At 67.0% G+C, this 18,301-nt stretch carries 20 protein-coding genes and 2 tRNA genes; 12 read left to right on the forward strand and 10 right to left on the reverse strand.

Going from position 1 to position 18,301, the window contains the following annotated elements:
• Positions 1-7 precede the first annotated feature (7 nt).
• Together B118_RS0115630 and B118_RS0115635 are read left to right on the forward strand one after the other, a co-directional pair.
• Entirely contained in the window at positions 8-808 is an 801-nt protein-coding gene (locus B118_RS0115630) for an ABC transporter permease (RefSeq protein WP_018812411.1), read from the forward strand.
• 12 nt (positions 809-820) lie between these two features.
• A complete protein-coding gene (locus tag B118_RS0115635; RefSeq protein WP_027648850.1) occupies positions 821-1,630 on the forward strand; it encodes an ABC transporter permease in 810 nt (269 codons plus the stop codon).
• Here the strand turns inward: B118_RS0115635 and B118_RS0115640 are convergent.
• Positions 1,590-1,910, reverse strand: a complete 321-nt coding sequence (locus B118_RS0115640) for a hypothetical protein (RefSeq protein ID WP_018223064.1) — start codon at positions 1,908-1,910, stop codon at positions 1,590-1,592. The two genes, B118_RS0115635 and B118_RS0115640, sit on opposite strands and share 41 nt — an antisense overlap.
• Before the next feature lie 228 nt (positions 1,911-2,138).
• Between B118_RS0115640 and B118_RS0115645 the strand changes: the two genes are divergently transcribed.
• The 4 genes from B118_RS0115645 (at position 2,139) to B118_RS0115660 (ending at position 6,035) form a co-directional block, all read left to right on the forward strand.
• Positions 2,139-2,211, forward strand: a tRNA-Asn gene (locus tag B118_RS0115645).
• A gap of 230 nt (positions 2,212-2,441) precedes the next feature.
• Positions 2,442-4,586 carry an MMPL family transporter gene (locus tag B118_RS0115650; protein WP_028193001.1) on the forward strand — a complete coding sequence of 715 codons (2,145 nt, stop codon included), beginning with the start codon at positions 2,442-2,444 and terminating at the stop codon, positions 4,584-4,586.
• Positions 4,576-5,817: an NAD(P)/FAD-dependent oxidoreductase gene (locus B118_RS0115655; RefSeq protein WP_028193002.1), complete on the forward strand. Its 1,242-nt coding sequence runs from the start codon at positions 4,576-4,578 to the stop codon at positions 5,815-5,817. The genes B118_RS0115650 and B118_RS0115655 overlap by 11 nt, the downstream gene beginning before the upstream one ends.
• A 141-nt stretch (positions 5,818-5,958) precedes the next feature.
• Positions 5,959-6,035, forward strand: a tRNA-Ile gene (locus B118_RS0115660).
• 260 nt (positions 6,036-6,295) lie between these two features.
• Here the strand turns inward: B118_RS0115660 and B118_RS0115665 are convergent.
• Positions 6,296-6,460, reverse strand: a complete 165-nt coding sequence (locus tag B118_RS0115665; protein ID WP_080636902.1) for a DUF397 domain-containing protein — start codon at positions 6,458-6,460, stop codon at positions 6,296-6,298.
• A 936-nt stretch (positions 6,461-7,396) separates the two neighbouring features.
• On the opposite strand from B118_RS0115665, the gene B118_RS30520 reads away from it, so the two are divergent.
• Positions 7,397-8,194: a helix-turn-helix domain-containing protein gene (locus tag B118_RS30520; RefSeq protein WP_026270932.1), complete on the forward strand. Its 798-nt coding sequence runs from the start codon at positions 7,397-7,399 to the stop codon at positions 8,192-8,194.
• Positions 8,185-8,385 (forward strand): DUF397 domain-containing protein, encoded by a 201-nt coding sequence (locus B118_RS0115680; protein ID WP_018216564.1) that lies wholly within the window; start codon positions 8,185-8,187, stop codon positions 8,383-8,385. Before B118_RS30520 ends, B118_RS0115680 begins: the two co-directional genes overlap by 10 nt.
• Before the next feature lie 383 nt (positions 8,386-8,768).
• Here B118_RS0115680 and B118_RS0115685 read toward each other — a convergent pair whose 3' ends face one another.
• Together B118_RS0115685 and B118_RS0115700 are read right to left on the reverse strand one after the other, a co-directional pair.
• A complete protein-coding gene (locus tag B118_RS0115685; protein ID WP_238323929.1) occupies positions 8,769-9,620 on the reverse strand; it encodes a CPBP family intramembrane glutamic endopeptidase in 852 nt (283 codons plus the stop codon).
• 238 nt (positions 9,621-9,858) lie between these two features.
• Entirely contained in the window at positions 9,859-10,293 is a 435-nt protein-coding gene (locus tag B118_RS0115700) for an NUDIX hydrolase (RefSeq protein ID WP_018216556.1), read from the reverse strand.
• On the opposite strand from B118_RS0115700, the gene B118_RS33465 reads away from it, so the two are divergent.
• Positions 10,219-10,500 (forward strand): ArsR/SmtB family transcription factor, encoded by a 282-nt coding sequence (locus B118_RS33465; RefSeq protein WP_272945095.1) that lies wholly within the window; start codon positions 10,219-10,221, stop codon positions 10,498-10,500. The two genes, B118_RS0115700 and B118_RS33465, sit on opposite strands and share 75 nt — an antisense overlap.
• 117 nt (positions 10,501-10,617) lie before the next feature.
• On the opposite strand, the gene B118_RS0115705 is transcribed toward B118_RS33465, so the two are convergent.
• On the reverse strand, positions 10,618-10,872 hold the full coding sequence (locus B118_RS0115705) for a Txe/YoeB family addiction module toxin (RefSeq protein ID WP_018812574.1): 255 nt from the start codon (positions 10,870-10,872) through the stop codon (positions 10,618-10,620).
• Entirely contained in the window at positions 10,869-11,153 is a 285-nt protein-coding gene (locus B118_RS0115710; RefSeq protein ID WP_018216554.1) for a type II toxin-antitoxin system Phd/YefM family antitoxin, read from the reverse strand. The genes B118_RS0115705 and B118_RS0115710 overlap by 4 nt, the downstream gene beginning before the upstream one ends.
• Positions 11,154-11,360: 207 nt before the next feature.
• Here B118_RS0115710 and B118_RS0115715 point away from each other — a divergent pair, with 207 nt between their 5' ends.
• Positions 11,361-11,684, forward strand: a complete 324-nt coding sequence (locus tag B118_RS0115715) for an ArsR/SmtB family transcription factor (protein WP_018216553.1) — start codon at positions 11,361-11,363, stop codon at positions 11,682-11,684.
• Positions 11,684-12,070: a VOC family protein gene (locus tag B118_RS0115720; protein ID WP_018216552.1), complete on the forward strand. Its 387-nt coding sequence runs from the start codon at positions 11,684-11,686 to the stop codon at positions 12,068-12,070. The genes B118_RS0115715 and B118_RS0115720 overlap by 1 nt, the downstream gene beginning before the upstream one ends.
• A gap of 93 nt (positions 12,071-12,163) precedes the next feature.
• On the opposite strand, the gene B118_RS0115725 is transcribed toward B118_RS0115720, so the two are convergent.
• From B118_RS0115725 to B118_RS0115740, 4 genes are all read right to left on the reverse strand, one after another.
• A complete protein-coding gene (locus tag B118_RS0115725; protein ID WP_028193004.1) occupies positions 12,164-13,387 on the reverse strand; it encodes a right-handed parallel beta-helix repeat-containing protein in 1,224 nt (407 codons plus the stop codon).
• Positions 13,388-13,767: 380 nt separating this feature from the next.
• Positions 13,768-15,159: a hypothetical protein gene (locus B118_RS0115730; protein ID WP_028193005.1), complete on the reverse strand. Its 1,392-nt coding sequence runs from the start codon at positions 15,157-15,159 to the stop codon at positions 13,768-13,770.
• A 204-nt stretch (positions 15,160-15,363) separates the two neighbouring features.
• The gene (locus tag B118_RS0115735; RefSeq protein ID WP_018223073.1) at positions 15,364-16,236 is read right to left on the reverse strand and encodes an aldo/keto reductase; all 873 of its coding nucleotides are present in this window, start codon (positions 16,234-16,236) and stop codon (positions 15,364-15,366) included.
• A 178-nt stretch (positions 16,237-16,414) separates the two neighbouring features.
• Entirely contained in the window at positions 16,415-17,005 is a 591-nt protein-coding gene (locus B118_RS0115740) for a helix-turn-helix domain-containing protein (RefSeq protein ID WP_018812718.1), read from the reverse strand.
• A gap of 80 nt (positions 17,006-17,085) precedes the next feature.
• Between B118_RS0115740 and B118_RS0115745 the strand changes: the two genes are divergently transcribed.
• The gene (locus tag B118_RS0115745; RefSeq protein ID WP_018223075.1) at positions 17,086-18,105 is read left to right on the forward strand and encodes an NAD(P)/FAD-dependent oxidoreductase; all 1,020 of its coding nucleotides are present in this window, start codon (positions 17,086-17,088) and stop codon (positions 18,103-18,105) included.
• The last annotated feature ends 196 nt before the right edge of the window (positions 18,106-18,301 follow it).

The raw sequence follows: 18,301 nt of genomic DNA on the forward strand, positions 1-18,301 counted from the left end.
CGAAGGCATGACACAACTCGCGGCCAAGCGGGCCCGGCCCGGCCCGGCCCGCGCGCCGGCGTTGGCGGTGCTGCAATACCACCTGGTCGGTTACCGGCGCACCTGGCGGGGCGGGGTGCTCTCGTCGTTCCTGCTCCCCACGCTGACCGTGCTCGGCTTCGGCGTGGGCGTCGGGGCCTTCATCGACCAGGGGGTCGACGGTGTCTCCTATCTGGAGTGGATCGTCGGAGGACTGCTCGCGTCAACCGCGTTGCAGGTGGCGATCGCCGAGTCCACCTGGCCGGTCTACAGCAGCCTCCAGTGGACCAAAGTCTACTTCGCCCAGTATGCGGCACCGCTGCGGGTAACGGACATCATGGCTGGTCAGCTGGCGTTCGTGCTGTTCCGGGTGCTGACCTCGGCCGCGGCGTTTCTGCTGGTGACCGGGGTGTTGGGGGCCCTGCGCTCGCCGTGGGCGGTGCTGGCGCTACCGGTGGCGGCGCTGCTCGGCCTGGCCGTTGCCGCGCCCACCTTCGCGTACGCGGCAACGGCTTCCAGCGACAGCTGGCTCGCCTTGTTGTTCCGGTTCGCGGTGATCCCGATGACGCTCTTCGCCGGGGTCTTCTTCCCGGTCGAGTCGCTGCCGGTGGGGCTGCGTTGGCTGGCGTACGTCACCCCGCTCTGGCACGCGGTTGACCTGAGCCGGGCGGCCACGCTCGGCGCTGCGCCGGTCTGGTCGGTCACCGGCCATCTGCTCTACCTCGCCGCCTGGGCGGCCGGTGGGTGGCTGCTCGCTCACCGTGCCCTGCGCCGCCGGCTCGTCGTCTAGGAAAGGGGTGTCATGGTCGCTCTGGTGTTGCCCCGGCTGATGGATGTCTCGGCGGCGTCGCGCCGGTCGGCCTCGGTGGCCGAACGGAACGTCTCGGCCCTGAAGTCGATCTACTGGCTGCTGTTGGTCTCCGGCTTCGTCGAGCCGCTGCTCTACCTCTTCTCCATCGGGGTCGGGGTGGGGGCGCTGGTCGGTGACCTGACGCTGCCCGGCGGAGCCGTCGTCAGCTACGCGGCGTTCGTCGCGCCCGCGATGCTCGCCTCGTCGGCGATGACCGGGTCGTTCGCGGAGACCACCTTCAACTTCTTCGGCAAGATGAAGTACATGAAGCTGTACGACGGGGTGATCGCCACCCCGGTGCAGCCGTTCGAGATCGCCCTCGGTGAGCTGACCTGGGCGATGATCCGGGGTAGCGCCTACTCCGGTGCGTTCCTCGTGGTGATGGTCGTGATGGATCTGACCACCGCCGCCCGGGCGGCGGTCGCCTTCCCGGCGGCGGTGCTGGTCGGTTTCACGTTCGGGGCGATCGGCATGACGATCGCCACCTTCATGCGGAGCTGGCAGGACTTCGACGTGTTGGCGTCGGCGCAGTTCGTGCTCTTCCTCTTCTCCGGCACGTTCATCCCGGCGCAGGCCTACCCGACGCTGCTGCGCTGGCTGGTCGAGGTAACTCCGCTCTACCGCGCGGTGCACCTGATCCGGGGGATCACCGTCGGCAGCAGTGGCTGGACGTGGCTGCTCGACATCGGATACCTGCTGGTGGTCCTGGCCATTGGCCTCTTTATCGCATCCCGCCGGATGAGTCGGTTGCTCTACCGGTAACCGGCGTGCCGGCGAAGGGGTCGTCGGCGGCGGCCGGGCTCCGTCGCTGGCCGTTGCCGCTGAAGGTTTCGCCCAGCTTGGACTGACCGAGTTTGTCGCGGCTCTCGCTGTAGAACCGGTTCGCCTGTGCCTGTGCCACCCCCGCCGCCTCCTGGACGGTGGGGTGGTCGACGATCTTTCGCCCCCACACCACCAGTTCCTCGTACGCTTCTCGGCCGGCGCGGGCGCCCAGGACGAATCCCACCGCCATCCCGCCAAGGAACATGATCTTTCCGCGCATGGCGCCTCCTTCCGTACTTAACGTGCTAACTCCCCATCCTGCTCCCCGCGCTGACCTCCGGGTGCCCTGACACCGATTTATCTGGGCACATCCGGAATATTGGGTGGGAACGCTCGCGGTAGCACCCGGAACGGTGCGGTAACCCCCTCGACTGGGGCCGCCGGTAGTCCTGTACTCTTGTCCCGTCGCACGGCGAACCGGAGCTCCGGAGGCCGGGCGACGGCACGATCCCCCGTAGCTCAATTGGCAGAGCAGCCGGCTGTTAACCGGCAGGTTTTTGGTTCGAGTCCAAACGGGGGAGCTCCCTCCCCATCAAGCCCACCGACCCAGGTCGGTGGGCTTTCTTCACTTTGGCGCCCCTCCCGTGCCGGTGGGCTTCCGGTGCCTTCGGCACCCGGTCCGTCGGTCCGGCACGTCACCCCACAGTGGCCCTTACCGGTGGTTCCGGGACCGAAACCGGCGCCGGAGGGCAGGATGGGAGACGTTGACCAAGATCCCCAACGCGTCGGACGGCGCATCGGGTGGGTGCGGATGTCCGGGAAAGGTGCCGCGGGCCGGGGCACGCTGGTCGCCCTGCTCATCGCGCTCGCCTGGCTGGTGGTCGGCGGCCTCGCCGGGCCGTACACCGGAAGGCTCAGTGAGGTCAGCACCAACGACAACGCCGCCTTCCTCCCCACCGGGGCCGAGGCGACCCGGGCCCAGGACCTCTCCGAACTCTTCGTGGACCAACCGACCACCCCGGCACTCATCGTCTACGAACGCACCAGCGGCATCACCGACGCCGACCAGCAGCAGATCGCCACCGACACCGCCGAGATCGCCGACCTGCCCGGTGTGGTCGGCCCGCTGCCGCCGCCGATCCCCAGCGCGGACGGGCAGGCGGTCCAGCTGATCGTCCCCGTCGACGACGAGCGGGGCGAGGAGATCGCCACCGTCGTGGCGGAGCTGCGCACCATCGTCGATACGGATCGAGACGGGCTCACCGTCAACGTCACCGGGCCCGCCGGCCTGCTCGCCGACCTGATCGATGTCTTCTCGGAGATCGACGGCACGCTGCTGCTGGTCACCCTCTGCGTAGTGCTCCTCATCCTGCTGGTCGTCTACCGCAGCCCGGTGCTCTGGATCTTCCCGCTACTCGCCGCCGGGATGGCCTTCTCGCTGGCCACGGCGATCGTCTACCGGCTCGCCGAGGCCGACATCCTGACCCTCGACGGGCAGGCGCAGGGCATCCTCACCGTGCTGGTCTTCGGCGCCGGCACCGACTATGCCCTGCTCCTGATCGCCCGGTACCGGGAGGAGCTACACCGGCACGGCAAGCCGGCCGCCGCCATGCTGGCGGCCTGGCGCGGCGCCGCCCCGGCGATCGCCGCCTCCGCCGGCACCACCATCGCCAGCCTGCTCTGCCTGCTGCTGTCCAGCCTGAGCTCCAACCAGGCACTCGGGCCGGTCGCCGCCATCGGCATCGGCGCCACCCTGCTGGTGATGCTCACCCTCCTACCCGCGCTGCTCGTGCTCGGCGGAGGCCGGGTGTTCTGGCCGCGCCAGCCGCGACTCGACCACGCCGAGCCGCAGACCGAACATGGGATCTGGGGTCGCGTCGCGGGGTTCGTAGCCCGCCGGTCCCGACCGGTGTGGCTGGTCACCGCCTTCGCGCTGGCCGCGCTCGCCCTCGGCCTCACCCAGCTGAACGTGACCACCCTGGGTGAGAGTGACCTGTTTACCGAAGAGACGGACTCGGTCACGGGCCAGGAAACGATCGCCCGCCACTACCCGGCCGGCACCGGTAGCCCCGCCGTCATCTTCACCCGCCAGGAGACCGCCGAGCAGGTCGCCGCCGTGGCCCAGGAGACGCCCGGTGTCGTTGCGGTGCGACCGGTCACCGACCGTCCCGGCGCCGGTCCAGGCTCGGACTCGGACGGCGGTGCACCACCGACCGAGCCGCCGAAAGTCGTCAACGGCATCGTGCAGCTCGAGGCAACCCTCGCCGACGCACCCGACTCCGACGGCGCCGAAGAGACCATTCGCGAGCTACGGGTGGCGGTCCACGCCGTACCCGCCGCCGGCGCGGTCGTCGGCGGCCTAACCGCGATCAACATCGACACCGCTGACGCCTCCACCCGGGACCGCAACGTCATCATCCCGGTGGTCCTCGGTGTCATCGCCGTCATCCTGGCGCTGCTGCTGCGCGCCCTGCTCGCCCCGCTGCTGCTCGTCGCCACCGTGCTGCTCTCGTACGGTGCCACGCTGGGCCTCTGCGCGCTGATCTTCAGGTACCTCTTCGACTTCCCCGGTGTGGACGCCTCCTTCCCGCTGTTCGCCTTCGTCTTCCTGGTCGCCCTCGGCATCGACTACAACATCTTCCTGATGAGCCGGATCCGGCAGGAAGCAGTGCAGCGGGGTACCCGCTCCGGTGTGCTGTACGGGCTCGTCGTCACCGGCGGCGTCATCACCTCCGCTGGCATCGTGCTCGCCGCGACGTTCAGCGCACTGGCCGTACTCCCGCTGGTGGTGCTCATCGAACTGGGGGTGGCGGTCGCCGTGGGCGTCCTGATCGACACGATCGTCGTCCGTTCGCTGCTGGTGCCCGCCCTCGCGTACGACATCGGGTCGAAGATCTGGTGGCCGAGCCGGCTGGCCCGGACCAACGGCGGGCGGGAGGCGCGCGATGTCGGTTGATACCGACGTGGTGATCGTCGGCGGTGGCCTGGCCGGGCTGGCGACGGCGCGCCGGCTGCATCGCGCCGGGGTGCCCTGGCGGCTCCTCGAAGCGAGCGGCCGGCTCGGCGGCCGAGTCGGCACCGACCTTGTCGACGGATTCCGGCTCGACCGGGGCTTCCAGGTGCTCAACACGGCGTACCCGCGGCTCGGCACCCTGCTGGACGTCAGCCGGCTCGACCTCGGGTACCTCGTCCCCGGGGTGCTGGTGCGCCACGGCGACACCCGCACCAGACTGGTCAACCCGCTCCGCGAACCCGTCGGCGCGCCCACCACCCTGCTCGCCGGAGTCGGGTCGCTGCGCGACCGACTCCGCTTCGCCGCACTCGCCACCGGCGCCGCCACGCTGCCCGCGCGGCAGCTACTCAACGCCCCGGAGACCACCACCGAGGCGGCCCTGCGTCGCGCCGGCCTCTCCGACACCATCATTGAACAGCTGCTGCGGCCGTTTCTCTCCGGTGTGTTCCTGGAACGCGAGCTGGAGACCTCCAGTCACGTCTTCGCGCTGGTGCTGCGCTCCTTCGTCCGGGGTCGCATCGGCCTGCCCGCCGAAGGGATGGCCGCGTTGCCGTACGCGGTCGCCGCCCCGCTCCCCGCGGACCTGATCGACCTGGACACCCCGGTCGACCACATCGAGCCGGGTCGGGTGCGGACCCCGGCCGGTGCCATCACCGCCCGCGCCGTCGTGGTCGCGGTCGACCCACCCACGGCGACCACCCTGCTGCCGGTGCTCCCCACGGTCCGCATGCACAGCTACACAACCTGGTACCACGCCACCGAGACAGCACCGCTGACGGAGCCGATTCTGCTCGTTGACGGTGACCGCCGCGAACTGATCACCAACACCGTCGTCGTCAGTAAGGCGGCCCCGACGTACGCGCCGAAGGGGCGGCACCTCGTCGCCACCTCGATGGTGGGCCCAACCGTACCGGCCGAGCCGGTGATCCGAACCGAGCTGGCCCGCCTCTACGGACAGTCCACCGCAGACTGGGCTCACCTGAGCACCATTACCATCGCCGGGGCGCTACCCGCCGCACCACCGCCACAGGGTCGGCTGCGGCGGCCGGTCGCCCTCGGAGACGGCCTCTTCGTCGCCGGCGACCACCGGGACAGCCCATCGATCCAGGGCGCGCTGGCCAGCGGCTGGCGTACCGCCGGCGCGGTCCTCGCGTACCTGCGGCCGGCGCCCTGACGGCTCCTCGGCCGAACTGGTTGGGCGCACACTGTTATCCTCGCGTTGCCCATCGTGCTACTGCGTCTGACGCCGTGACCGAGGGAAGCTGGTTCGCGTTGGCCCCTGATCAACCAGGCGGGTACGATCCAGTGCGGTACCGGGGCGGTAGCTCAGCTGGTCAGAGCAGGGGACTCATAATCCCTCGGTCGCGGGTTCAAGTCCCGCCCGCCCCACCATCAGAAATGGCCCCTAACCTGGGGTTTCTGGGGTTTTGGCCGATCTTCTGTTTCAGGATCATCGATCTTTGGGGCCGATGTGAGCCCGGGAGTGCCAAAGACCGTAGCGGAGACGAATTCAGCAACTAGGATGCCCCGGACCCCTGACAAGGGGTCCGGGGCCCTTTTCGTTGGGCGGTTCACACGATCCTCAGAGGGGCACCTGGACCGCTAGCCGCCCGCTACGGCCAGCCCTCAAGGGCTGACCCAGGACGGGCGCGTCAGAAACGCTGTCCGCCGCGAACACTACCCTCGAACGCGTCCCACTCTTCCGCGCTGAAGGCCAGGATCGGCCCGTTCGGGTTCTTACTGTCACGGACAAACCGCTCGCCGTTGTCGCCGGACGCGACCTCGACACAGTTGGGCGAACTGTTGTCACACCTCATCGGCTTCTTCCAGCTCAACTTTTCCACGAGAATCTTCCTCTCTCTTTTCCTCACCGGTCGCTGTTTGCGGCCGGACATCTTTAGGGGGGTGGCGGCGTAGGGTCCAACAAGTCATGGGCCAGCAACTCGGCGAATGCTTCACCCCATACCCGGCACCGGCCGGGAGTGCCACACTCTGGACAGTGACCATCAACCGACCGGTGGTCGCTGAGGGTCTTCTGCCACCGCTCAACCGTTGTCCGGGATGGAGGCCGGTCTGTCATCGGAGTGCGCCGATCACCACAGCGGCAACAAAGATCAACGCGCAAAGCAGCGCTTCCAATTTTTGCCGAGTTGTCAGGGGTGCCAGGTCCGGTGGCAGTTCGGGCTCTCTGTGCACTCGGTCACCATCCGGCAACGGGGGTGTCCCGTGAGGATCACGGTTGCGGTGCAGCGGAGGTCTACCGTCGTTTGCCATCACAGCCGCCGCAGGCCAGCAAGCACAGCCTGCAAAACCGCTAGGTCCGGAGGATCGGCATCTAACGCCCGCAAAGCGTCTTTTGGATGGGACGTGTAGTACACCCGCGCTCGTCCGATGGCGGGCGAACTCTGCACGCAAAGATCGGTTGCAACGGGCGTGGAGGGGGTTGGCGGAGCTGCCGCTTCCTGGTCAAATCGATGTCGAGCGGCATTCGCCTTCGTGCCTGTGATCACACCTAGGAGCAGGCCAAAGGTGCCCGCAGCGGCGGCTACAGAGATCATCATTAGCATTGACGCTCCTAGAGTCCAAACAGCTCTCGGCGGGTTGGGTCCTCCACCGGCACGCTGTCGGGTTCCACCATGGATGCGATAGGCATACCCTCACTAGGTGTGTCGGTCGGGTGGGCAGCGCCGAGGTAGTCCGGGAAACCCTTGCGACAGCCTGAATTATTGATCTTGGTGTTGGGAGATGTTGAAATGGTCGATCTGTCGAACCCGATCGCATCGTTCATCGTTAGTGAGATCCGCCGCGCCAGGGGAGCAGCCGGCATGACACAAGAAGCGTTTGGGCGAGCAGCCGGATATGCCGCATCGCACGTTAGCTCCGTCGAGAATGGAACGCGGGCGCTAACAATCGACTTCATCCATGGAGCCGACCGGGGACTCAACACCGGTGGACTGTTTGAACGCATGATCAAAGAACTGGGACGACGATCCTGGTTCGTGCCCTGGTTAGATGCCGAACGCACTGCAACACAGCTCAGGTGTTTCCAGCCTTCGCTCATTCCTGGCCTACTACAGACCCAGGACTACGCCCGGGCGGTGATCCGGTGCGATGACCGGCTCAGCGATGAAGAGGTTGACCGGAGGCTTGTCGAAAGGATGGACCGGCAAGAAGTCTTGACCAGAAAGGACCCTCCGCACTTCATCGCGGTTATTGCCGAATCGGTAATCCGTCGAGCAGGCGAAGACTTCCGTGGCATCATGGCGGGTCAGATTAAGCACCTAATCTCACTCGCCGAAAGACCCAACATTAGCGTCCATGTCCTGCCTGACGAAATCAGTATGCATGTCGGGCTTACTGGCCCATTCAGCCTCACCTGCGCCGGTCACCAGTGGCTAGCGGAGATGGAAAACCAACTAGGGGGCACGGTTGTAGACCAAGACGACGACGTAGATACTCTGATGTCACGGTGGGAGACGGTGCGCAACGAGGCACTACCTCGCCGCCAGTCAGTCGAGCTGATGAAGGAAGTAGTGGACTCATGGACCTGATCGGCGCTCAGTGGCGCAAGTCGACCCGCAGCGGCTCCGGTGGCGGCAACTGTGTGGAGGTCGCCGGCAACCTCCCTGGCATCGTGGGTGTCCGGGACAGCAAAGACCCGACCGGCCCGGCCCTCGTGTTTGGCCCAGAGGCGTGGCGGTCGTTCGTCGCGTTCACCAGCAGTGGGCACGTAGACCGCTGAGGCACCACACACACAACGAAACCCCCGGCCCTTCCTCATGGGTAGCCGGGGGTTTTCGCGTCTACAGGTCCCGTACTGCCGGCCCACAGTGGCGGTGTATTGCGGGGGTCTTCTATGTTGCTTCTTGCTCCCGCCTCACCCTGGAAGGTGAGCCCGGTGTGAGCCCGGACGTCTCTGGACCGGCCATCAGCCGGCGGGACCGGTTGGCATGAAGAAGGTGCCCAACTCGGCATCGAGCCGGGCACGGTGCTTCAGAAGTTGCAGCGCACCCTGCTGTGCCGTGAAGGTATCCGCGGCCGAGCGCTGGGCAACCGAAATCCGCCCGCTTCGTAGGACGGGTAAGGGTTCCTGTCGGGTGTTGAACGCTAGACAGTAAGGCCCGATCAAACCAGGATCAGCACGGCGAGTACCCCGATCACCGCGTTCGCGGTCACGTGCACAAGGTAGGTCATCAGGATGCCGCCGCTGCGCGCGCGGATCACGCCGAGGACGAACCCCCAGGACATCGCCATGACCATTCCTGCGATACCGGATGGAAAGCCTGCGGAATGCGCTAGTCCGAACAACATGGCTTGCAGCACCACGGCGGCCCTGGTGCCCCAGACCGAGGCCAGTTCGGTGAGCAGCACCCCACGGAAGAGCATCTCTTCCCAGATCGGATTGACCAGCGCGAACGCCACGGTGCCGAGGATCGCGAGCCAGAGCGGCAGGCGTTGCAGCCCACTGAGATACTCGGCGGGCTCAGGCCGCACAATGAGCGCCCACACAACGAGGGCCACTCCGCCGAGGACCACGGTGACCAGCCCCAGCCAGAAGATCTCGGGCGTGATCGAGCCGCGTCTCAGCCAGGGGGCAGCCGCCCCCAGGGACGGGCAGCGACCAACGATCAGCAAGCACCCCAGCGGGAGGACACAGACCAGAGCCGTGGTGATGGCCGGGGGCCAGCCGAAGTGAATTCCCACCGCGAAACAGCCGAACAGCGTGCCGATGAACGCCGACGCGCGGATCGATGCCGGCGATCGCAAAATCAGCGCGCAGGCCACCACCACCACAGCGACCATGCCGACGACCGCCGTGCGCCAAGGCGACTCCGGTCGGACCGGAAAGACTGCGCACCCGCCCAGAGCGAGGATGCAGGCGCCGGCGAGCGTCGCCCGGTGGGAGGTGTTGCTCTTGGTGACGGGTTGGGGTGGCGCCGAACTGTCCAAGTCGGATTTCATCGCGGCTCCGATCACCTAGCTGCACGACAGTGCCATTCTGCAAGATTCACGAAAAGACCGCTGACCCCGAACTGCCGTAGGCATCAAGCCATCGAGTCGGCACAGGTCACGACCGACTGTCCGGCGAGCACCTTGTCATCCGAGCGGCTCGGCGCCTTCGACGTCTAGGCCGCGGTACAGGTGGGCCATCGGGTCGTGCTGATCGGTGGTGCCATGCATCGGCTGCCTTCCAGGGGGCGTGACCGGGCGGGGATCAGCCGTAGAGGCGTCCCAGCAGGGCGCCCTGGCCGGACTGGAGGATGTGGGCGGCCTCCAGCGGAATCCAGAAGCATTCGAAGTGCGTCGGCTCCTGCTCCCCGTCGTGGTCCTCCTGGCTCATCCACCGCTCCGATGTCGGCTCGGTCAGTTCCAGGTGGAAGACGTGGCGACGCTGGAGCTCGAACCGGTACGGGCTGATGTCGTACTCGGTCTCGCCGAGCTTCCGCACGACCTTGAAGTCCTTCAGGCCGGTCTCCTCACGGGCCTCGCGCAGGGCCGCCGCCTCCGGCGTCTCGCCCGGGCGGACGCTGCCGGCCGGAACCTGGATACCGACTTCCTCGTAGCTGTGATCGGTGTGCCGGAAGACCAGCAGCTTGCCGTCTCGTACGACGTAGCAGAGAACCTTTTCCTTGGTGACCCGCTCCGGCATGGGAGAACCCCTCCTCATTCGTTGACCGAGCCGCTGCCGACGGTCGAGATCGCTCGCCGGCTCACTGTGACACCCAGCGCCGTGTCACAACACCTACAGGTTCTCCACGCGACAGGCATGATCACTCGTGCCCGCGACGGGCGGCATGTGCTGTATCGGCGCAGCCCTCTTGGCGATCAGTTGGTCGATCAGTCGGCCGGGCGGTGACCTAAGTGGATCAAGCGCTGCCAGGTGGCATGTCCAACCAGGTCATGCCCATTTCCGGGAAACAATCAGCCCATTCACCCTCTGGTCGGTGTCCCTCGGCGGAGGGGGTCCGCTACCTCATTCGTAGTGGTAGCGGCACTGTGCTATCTGCACTGTGTCGTCCATGATCCGGTACACGAGGCGGTGTTCCTGGTCGATGCGCCTCGACCGGAATCCCGCCCAGTTTCCGCGGAGCTGCTCCGGTTTGCCGATGCCTTGGTGGCCGTTGCGTCGGATGTCCTCGATCAAGGCGTTCACTCGTTTGAGCATCTGGCGATCTCGCTGCCAGGTCAGATAATCTTCCCAGCCTCGGCCGGCGAACTGGACCTTCACGTTGCCGGCGCCTCGCCTGCACTGGCGTCGGGGTCGATCAGGTCGTGCGTCTCCCCACCGCCGTTGCGCAGCTCCTCGACGGCTTCGTTCAGACGGCGCGCGTTGGCGGGGCTGGCCATCAGGTAGGCCGTCTCTTTCAATGACTCGTACTCGCGCAGCGAGATGATGACCGCGGCCTCCCGGCCGTGGCGGGTGACCACCACTTCCTCGGCGTCGTCCACGACATGGTCGAGCATCTTGGCCAGGTTCTGGCGGACCTCTGAGTAGGGAACGGTGCGCATACTGCTGCCTCCCACACGTTACGTACAATAAATTGTACAAGCTTGCCGGTGCTGCTCGTCAGCTGCTCCGACGTCTGGCCTTGAACTATCGATCAGGCTCAGGAGCGGCGTGGGCGTAGCGGGCGCGGATCGCCAGCGATGGTGGCTGTGTGGCTGGGGCCGGGTGGCGGCTTGATAGGCAAGTAACTGCTTGCCTATCATTGGCGGGTGAGTGACGCTGGCGCAGACAAAGGCCACCCGGCTGAAGCGGGCGACGTCTTCAAGGCGTTGGCCGACCCGACCCGCCGGAAGATCCTTGACGAGCTGGCGGAGCGGGACGGCCAGACGTTGTTCGAGATCTGCTCGCGGCTGACCATGAAGCACCAGCTCGGTTCGTCCCGCCAGGCGATCTCACAACACCTGGAGGTGCTGATCAAGGCCGACCTGGTCGCCAGCCGCCGAGCGGGTCGTTACAAGTTTCACCACCTCAACACCGAACCCTTGGAGCGCCTTACCGACCGATGGCGTAACCGAGAAGCGAAGGAGAGCTGATGCGCATCCACCTCACCAGCGTTCTGGTGCACGACCAGGAGGTGGCACTGCGGTTCTATACCGAGGTGCTGGGATTCGTGAAGAAGGCGGAGGTTCCGCTCGGCGACTACCGCTGGCTCACCGTCGTCTCGCCGGAAGACCCGGGCGGCTGCGAGCTGTTGCTCGAGCCGGACGCCCATCCCGCGGCCACGCCGTGGAAGGAGGCGTTGGTCAATGATGGGATTCCGGCTGCGTCTTTCGCCGTCGAGGATGTCCGCGCAGAAGTTGAACGCCTTCGTGGCTTGGGGGTCCGGTTTACCCAGGAGCCCCTGCAGATGGGTGCGGTCACCACGGCGGTCCTCGACGACACCTGCGGCAATCTGATCCAGCTTGTACAGGCCACCTGAGCACGGCCGGTGGGTTGGGGAGGAGGGCGAGGGGTTCCGCCCTGCCGCCAACAGCGGCTGGGACGGAACCCCTCGTGACAGTCGGGCGCGGGGTTAGCCCGCGCAGCCGGGAACGTTGACGCAGTTGTTGGGCCGGTTCTTGATGACGACGGTGCCGGTGGCGGTGTTCAGGTTCACCGTTCCGCCGCTGTTGAGGATGCCGCCACCGGTGGTGATGGCGATGTTTTTGAGCACCTTCGTGGTGAACAGACTGATCGTCCCGAAGTTTTGGATGCCGCCGCCCACATCGGCCTGGTTGCCGATGACCTTTGTCCGGCGCAACACCGTTTCCCCGCTGTTGAAGATGCCTCCGCCAGTGAACGTGGCGGTGTTGTTCTTGAGGAGGCTGTCCTCGACCACGGCGAAGTTGTCCCCCTCTCCGACAAACAACCCGCCTCCGGAAATATCCGATGTATTGTCCGACACGTTGACGTGGCGCATTGTCAGCTGGGCGGTGTTGTCAACCCGGACCCCGGTACCACTGCCGGAGCTGGTGTTTCCGGTGATTTTGGTGCCGGTCACCACACCGTTGGCACCGAACACGAACAACCCTCCAGTGGTACCTGCCTGGTTGCCGGAGATGCTGCCGCCCTTGACGGTGACGGTGCTGCCGGATTCAAAGATGCCGCCGCCAGCGTTGGCGATGTTTGCATCGACGTGAGACTCCCTGACTTTCAGGAGGCCGAGACTGTGGATTCCGCCGCCGCTGTCGCTGGCGGTGTTTCGGCTGACGGTGGAGTGTGTGACGGTCGTGGTGCCGTTGTTGGCGATGCCACCGCCGTTGTCTGCGGCGATGTTGCGGGTGATGGTGCTGTGGTTGGTGGTGAGTGCGCCGCCGGTGTTGACGAGGATGCCGCCGCCGTCGCTGTCGGTTTGTCCGCCGGTGATGGTGAGGTGGTTGAGGGTGAGGTCGCCGCCGGTGTTGACGGTGAGGATTCTGAATTGTTCGACGGCGGCGGCGCGGGTGATGGTGGTGTGTTTGCCGCCGTTGAGGGTGATGGGGGTGGTGATGGCGGGGAGGCCGGCGTCGTCGATGAAAACTACAGGGTTGAGGGTGGCGCCGCCGCGGGCGTTGGCGAGGGTGATCGCGGCGATCAGGGCGTCGGCGTCGCAGGGTACGGGGGTGCCCGGCGGCTTCTTCTCCTTCTCGCCCTTGCCGCTCTTGTCGCGGTGGTTCCCGGTGGAGGGTTGGTCGTCGACGGTGGTGAGGTTGCGTCCGGCCGTGTTGGCGGCCGAGGTTGCCGGGGTACCGACAGTAGTCAGGGCCAAGCCGGTCACGCCGGCGAGGCCGACGGCCCACCATCGCCACCGTGATCTCGTTTGCGTTTTACCGGGGGGATCCGTTGTGGGTTTGTGTGGACGGTTCATCGCTGCGTCGGTGTCCTTTCCTGGTCAAGGATGATGAACCCGCAGGTGGTAGCTGGCGGGTGGTTGTTCCTCGGCTATCCAGGAGGGCGGTAGCAGCCCCCTTAGTTGAGCCTGAGGAGATGGCTATAGGGGTGCGAAGGGGAAGAAAATATCCATAAGATCATTGCGCTGCCGCTGGTTACAGGTCTGTTCTCCTGTTGTAGGGGTTGAAGGGGTCCCTCCTCCGCCTACCGGCCGAGGAGGGATCCCCTTCGTTCAGGCACCTACATTCAGGTGGGCGTGCACGGTTTTCATCCGACGCATTCCGGAACGTTGACGCAGTTGTCGGGTCGGTTCCTGATAACAACGGTGCCGGTGGCGAGGTTCAGGTTCACCACGCCGGGGACGGCGTTGAAGATGCCCCCACCTTCGGTGACGGCGATGTTCTTGACCACCTGGGTGTTGAAAAGAGAGAGGCTGCCGGTAAAGCTGTTGTAGATTCCGCCCCCCTGGTTTCCGGACTGGTTCCCGACTACCTTCGTGTTGCGCAGAACCAGCGAATCGAAGTTGAAGATGCCGCCGCCATTGGCGGCGGCGGTGTTGTTCTTGATGGTGCTGTCCTCGACCACCGCGGTCGTGTTGGGGTTCACGTTCATCCCGCCGGCCAGTCCCGTTGTCGCGGTGTTGTTGGCGATGAGGACTTTCCGGAGCGTGAGTTGCCCGTCGCTCGTGGTGATTCCGCCTGCCGCGGTGGCGGTGTTGTTGGTGATCTTGGTGTTCGTGACAGTGCCGGTCCCGCCGAATGACTCCAGGCCGCCGGCGCCGGTCTGGCTCTGATTTGCGGTGATCCGGCTGTGGTCGACCAACAATGTTCCGTTGGTGCTCTGGATGCCGCCGCCGGAGGCGCCGCTGAGGTTGGCGGTGATGTCGGACTTGGTCACGGTGAGGAGGCCGGTGTTCCAGCTGCCGCCGCCGGTGGTGCTGGCGGTGTTTCGGCTGACGGTGGAGTGTGTGACGGTCGTGGTGCCGTTGTTGGCGACTCCGCCTCCCGCGGTGGCGGCGATGTTGCGGGTGATGGTGCTGTGGTTGGTGGTGAGTGCGCCGCCGGTGTTGACGAGGATGCCGCCGCCGTCGCTGTCGGTTTGTCCGCCGGTGATGGTGAGGTGGTTGAGGGTGAGGTCGCCGCCGGTGTTGACGGTGAGGATTCTGAATTGTTCGACGGCGGCGGCGCGGGTGATGGTGGTGTGTTTGCCGCCGTTGAGGGTGATGGGGGTGGTGATGTCGGGGAGGCCGGCGTCGTCGATGGGGGCGGTGAGCAGGTAGGTGCATTTGCTGGCGAGGTTGAGGGTGGCGCCGCCGCGGGCGTTGGCGAGGGTGATCGCGGCGATCAGGGCGTCGGCGTCGCAGGGCACGGGGGTGCCCGGCGGCTTGCTCTCCTTCTTGCCCTTGCTCCTGTCGTCATGTTGCCCTTGTTCGCCGCCGCGGTTGTCGCTGTTGGGCGGCTGGGGTTTGACCGTGCGGTTGTCGGTGGTGAGGGCACGTCCGATGGCTTCGGCGGCCGGGGTGGCGGCGACGCCGACGGTGGTGAGGGCGAGTCCGGTAGCGCCAGCGAGGCCGATGGCCCACCAGCGTCGCGGTGACCTCGTCTCGTGTCCGCCGGGGCGGCCCGGTTCGGGTTCGTGGGTGTGGTCCTGCTGGTTCATCGCGGCGCCGGTGTCCTTCCCCCGTGCGTGGCGAGGAGGCGCCAGCCCCGGGGCGGACCGGGTCGGTGTCGTCCTCGGCTACCGAGCGGGCGGTAGCAGCCACCCGCACACTAAACCGACAAAAGCCCCATCCGAATGTGAACCTGAAAGACTTGCCCAAATCGGGTAAACCCGAATAGATGTGCAGTTATAGTCAGATTAGGGTTAGGCGGCCTGGGTTAGGGCCTCGAACCGGTCGTCAGTGAGCTCCACCTCGGCGCTGGCGAGGTTCTCCTCCAGATGCGCTATCGAAGAGGTGCCCGGAATCGGCAGCATGACCGGCGAGCGGCGCAGCAGCCACGCCAGGGCGAGCTGCACGGGCGTTGCGCCGTACTCGGCGCTCATCGCTTCCAGTGGGCCGCCGGGGCGGGCGAGGTCACCGGTGGCGATCGGGTACCAGGGGATGAACCCAAGGTCGTTGCGCTCGCAGTACTCCAGCACCGGCTCAGCATCCCGCTTGCTCACGTTGTAGAGGTTCTGCACGGTGGCGATCGGGGTGATCTCGCGGGCGGCCTCGATCTGCTCGACGGTCACCTCGGAGAGACCGATGTGCCGGATCTTGCCCTCCTGCTGAAACTGGACCAACTCGCCGAGTTGGTCCTCAAGGGGCACCTCCGGGTCGATGCGGTGCAGCTGGTACAGCGGAATGCAGTCCAGGTTGAGGTAGCGGAGGCTCATCTCGCACTGTTGCCGCAGGTACCTCGGGAGCCCGAGCGACTTCCAGTCGTTCGGCCCGCCCCGGACCAGCCCTGCCTTGCTCGCGATGACCAGATCATCGGCGTACGGGTGTAGCGCCTCTTTGATCAGCATCTCGCAGACGAATGGCCCGTACGAGTCGGCGGTGTCGATGAACGTCACCCCGAGCTCGACGGCGCGTCGGAGCACCCGGATCGCCTTCGCCGGATCGTCCGGCATGCCCCAGACTCCCGGGCCGGCGAGCTGCATGGATCCGTACCCGAGTCGGTCGACCGGGAGGTCCCCACCGATGCGGTAGGTACCGGAGGCCTTTACCGGCTGGTTGTTGGCGTGCGGTGACATGCGGGCGTCCCCTCGTCTCGTCGGTGGGCGGCGGCAGACCTACCTGGTCCGTTATACCCCTACTGCCGGGGGTCAATCGCACGGCTGCCATCGCCGTCGATCACTGGCGGGTGCGTGGTCGGGATCCGTCGGTCAGGTTGGCGCGAGGGCCCGATCGGCGTGGGGTGGGCCGGTCGCCTCACTCCGAAGCTGGTGGGGTCTTGGGCCGGGCGCGGAGGTGGGCACGTTCTCCCTGTTGGCCGAAGAGGCTGAGGATTTCGACCGGCTGATCCTCGGCGACGCCGAACCAGTGCGGGACCCGGGTGTCGAACTCGGCCGCCTCGCCGGGTGCCAGCACGAGATCATGCTCGCCGAGCAGGAGTCGTAGTCGCCCGTTGAGGACATAGAGCCAGTCGTACCCGTCGTGGGTTTTGGGGTCTGGCTCCCGCCTGCTGATCGGGATGATCAGCTTGAAGGCCTGGATGCCGCCGACTCGTCGGGTCAGCGGCAGCACGGTCATGCCGTGGCGGGTCACCGGGCGCAGGTGGATGCGGGGGTCGCCGGTGGGCGGTGCCCCGACGAGTTCGTCGAGGGTGACGCCGTGGGCGCGGGCGAGGGGGAGGAGCAGCTCGAGGGTTGGCCGGCGGGCGCCCGATTCGAGCCGGGAGAGGGTGCTCACCGAAATGCCGGTCTCGGTGGAGAGGTCGGTCAGGGTGGTGCCGCGCTGGTGGCGCAGGGCGCGCAGCCGAGGGGCGACCGCTCCGAGAGCCTGGTTCAGATCACCGTCCATGGCCAATATCTTGCCATATTGGCAACAGGGTTTGCTGGGAAGGCAGGCTGGGGGCACCGTGGCCGCAGGAGGTGGTCAGAGTGACCGATCAGCTGAAGGAGAGCTACGACGTGGTGGTGGCCGGTGGCGGTGCCGCTGGCCTGAACGGGGCGGTGATGCTCACCCGGTCACGTCGATCGGTGGTGGTTCTCGACTCGGGCGCCCCACGCAACGCCCCGGCCGAGGGGGTGCACGGGCTGTTGGGCCGCGAGGACATGCCGCCGGCCGAGCTCCTCCGGCGCGGCCGGGCCGAGGTACGCGGCTACGGTGGCCACGTCGTGACCGCAGAGATCGCGACCGCGGCTCGGGACGGTGCCGGCTTCGTCGTGACCCTGGCCGACGGCCGGTCGGTACGGGCCCGCCGCCTGCTGGTCACCACGGGACTGGTCGACCTACTACCGAGCATTCCCGGGCTACGCGAACGCTGGGGCCGAGACGTTCTCCACTGCCCGTACTGCCACGGTTGGGAGGTGCGGGACCAGGCCATCGGAGTGCTCGCCACCGGTCCGCGGTCAGTGCACCAGGCCCTGCTCTTCCGCCAGCTCAGCGCCGACATCAGCTACTTCACCCACATGTCCGCCGGACCCGACGAGGAGCAGGCGGAGCAGCTTGCGGCCCGGGGTGTGCGGGTGGTCACCGGCACGGTGGCGGCCCTGGAGACCGCCGACGACCGGCTCGTCGGGGTGCGGTTGGTGGACGGCACGGTCGTACCCCGGACCGCCCTGGGGGTCGGGCCGCGGATGGTGGCGCGAGCCGGGTTCCTGGCCGGGCTCGGCCTACTGGCCGTCGAGCACCCGAGCGGGCTCGGCGAGCACATCCCGGCCGATCCGACCGGGCGTACCGAGGTGGAGGGGGTCTGGGCGGCGGGCAACGTCACCGACCTGGCGGCCCAGGTGGGGGCCGCCGCCGCTGGCGGCGCTGTCGCCGGGGCCGCGATCAACGCTGACCTGATCGCTGCGGAGACCCGCCGGGCGGTCGCCGCCCTGCGGCAGCCGGTCTCGGGCAGGTCCGAGGCGCGGATCGCCGAGTTGGTGGCCGGCGAGGGCCGGCACGGACTGTGAACGGCGAACGGGGCGCCACCGAGCAGCCGGAGAGAGGGGCAAGCAGGTGCGCGACAGTCGGCTGATCGGCTACCGGACAGGACGCCGGGCACCGCGTCGACGCACTGTTGTAGCAGGTGAGAGGCGTGGATGGCGGGCCACATCCCGATCCTCGGGCCTGGCGGGGCCAGCAGCGTATCGGTTGGCACCGCCGCCA

Origin of the sequence: Salinispora pacifica CNR114 (genome assembly GCF_000514775.1) — a bacterium.
Taxonomy (GTDB): domain Bacteria; phylum Actinomycetota; class Actinomycetes; order Mycobacteriales; family Micromonosporaceae; genus Micromonospora; species Micromonospora pacifica.

What these genes read in the sequence shown, in the direction of transcription:
- B118_RS0115630 (WP_018812411.1), top strand. Translation starts at nt 8, where the DNA reads ATGACACAACTCGCGGCCAAGCGGGCCCGGCCCGGCCCGGCCCGCGCG.
- B118_RS0115635 (WP_027648850.1), top strand. Translation starts at nt 821, where the DNA reads ATGGTCGCTCTGGTGTTGCCCCGGCTGATGGATGTCTCGGCGGCGTCG.
- B118_RS0115640 (WP_018223064.1), bottom strand. Translation starts at nt 1,910, where the DNA reads ATGCGCGGAAAGATCATGTTCCTTGGCGGGATGGCGGTGGGATTCGTC.
- B118_RS0115650 (WP_028193001.1), top strand. Translation starts at nt 2,442, where the DNA reads ATGTCCGGGAAAGGTGCCGCGGGCCGGGGCACGCTGGTCGCCCTGCTC.
- B118_RS0115655 (WP_028193002.1), top strand. Translation starts at nt 4,576, where the DNA reads ATGTCGGTTGATACCGACGTGGTGATCGTCGGCGGTGGCCTGGCCGGG.
- B118_RS0115665 (WP_080636902.1), bottom strand. Translation starts at nt 6,460, where the DNA reads ATGAGGTGTGACAACAGTTCGCCCAACTGTGTCGAGGTCGCGTCCGGC.
- B118_RS30520 (WP_026270932.1), top strand. Translation starts at nt 7,397, where the DNA reads ATGGTCGATCTGTCGAACCCGATCGCATCGTTCATCGTTAGTGAGATC.
- B118_RS0115680 (WP_018216564.1), top strand. Translation starts at nt 8,185, where the DNA reads ATGGACCTGATCGGCGCTCAGTGGCGCAAGTCGACCCGCAGCGGCTCC.
- B118_RS0115700 (WP_018216556.1), bottom strand. Translation starts at nt 10,293, where the DNA reads ATGCCGGAGCGGGTCACCAAGGAAAAGGTTCTCTGCTACGTCGTACGA.
- B118_RS0115710 (WP_018216554.1), bottom strand. Translation starts at nt 11,153, where the DNA reads ATGCGCACCGTTCCCTACTCAGAGGTCCGCCAGAACCTGGCCAAGATG.
- B118_RS0115720 (WP_018216552.1), top strand. Translation starts at nt 11,684, where the DNA reads ATGCGCATCCACCTCACCAGCGTTCTGGTGCACGACCAGGAGGTGGCA.
- B118_RS0115730 (WP_028193005.1), bottom strand. Translation starts at nt 15,159, where the DNA reads ATGAACCAGCAGGACCACACCCACGAACCCGAACCGGGCCGCCCCGGC.
- B118_RS0115735 (WP_018223073.1), bottom strand. Translation starts at nt 16,236, where the DNA reads ATGTCACCGCACGCCAACAACCAGCCGGTAAAGGCCTCCGGTACCTAC.
- B118_RS0115740 (WP_018812718.1), bottom strand. Translation starts at nt 17,005, where the DNA reads ATGGACGGTGATCTGAACCAGGCTCTCGGAGCGGTCGCCCCTCGGCTG.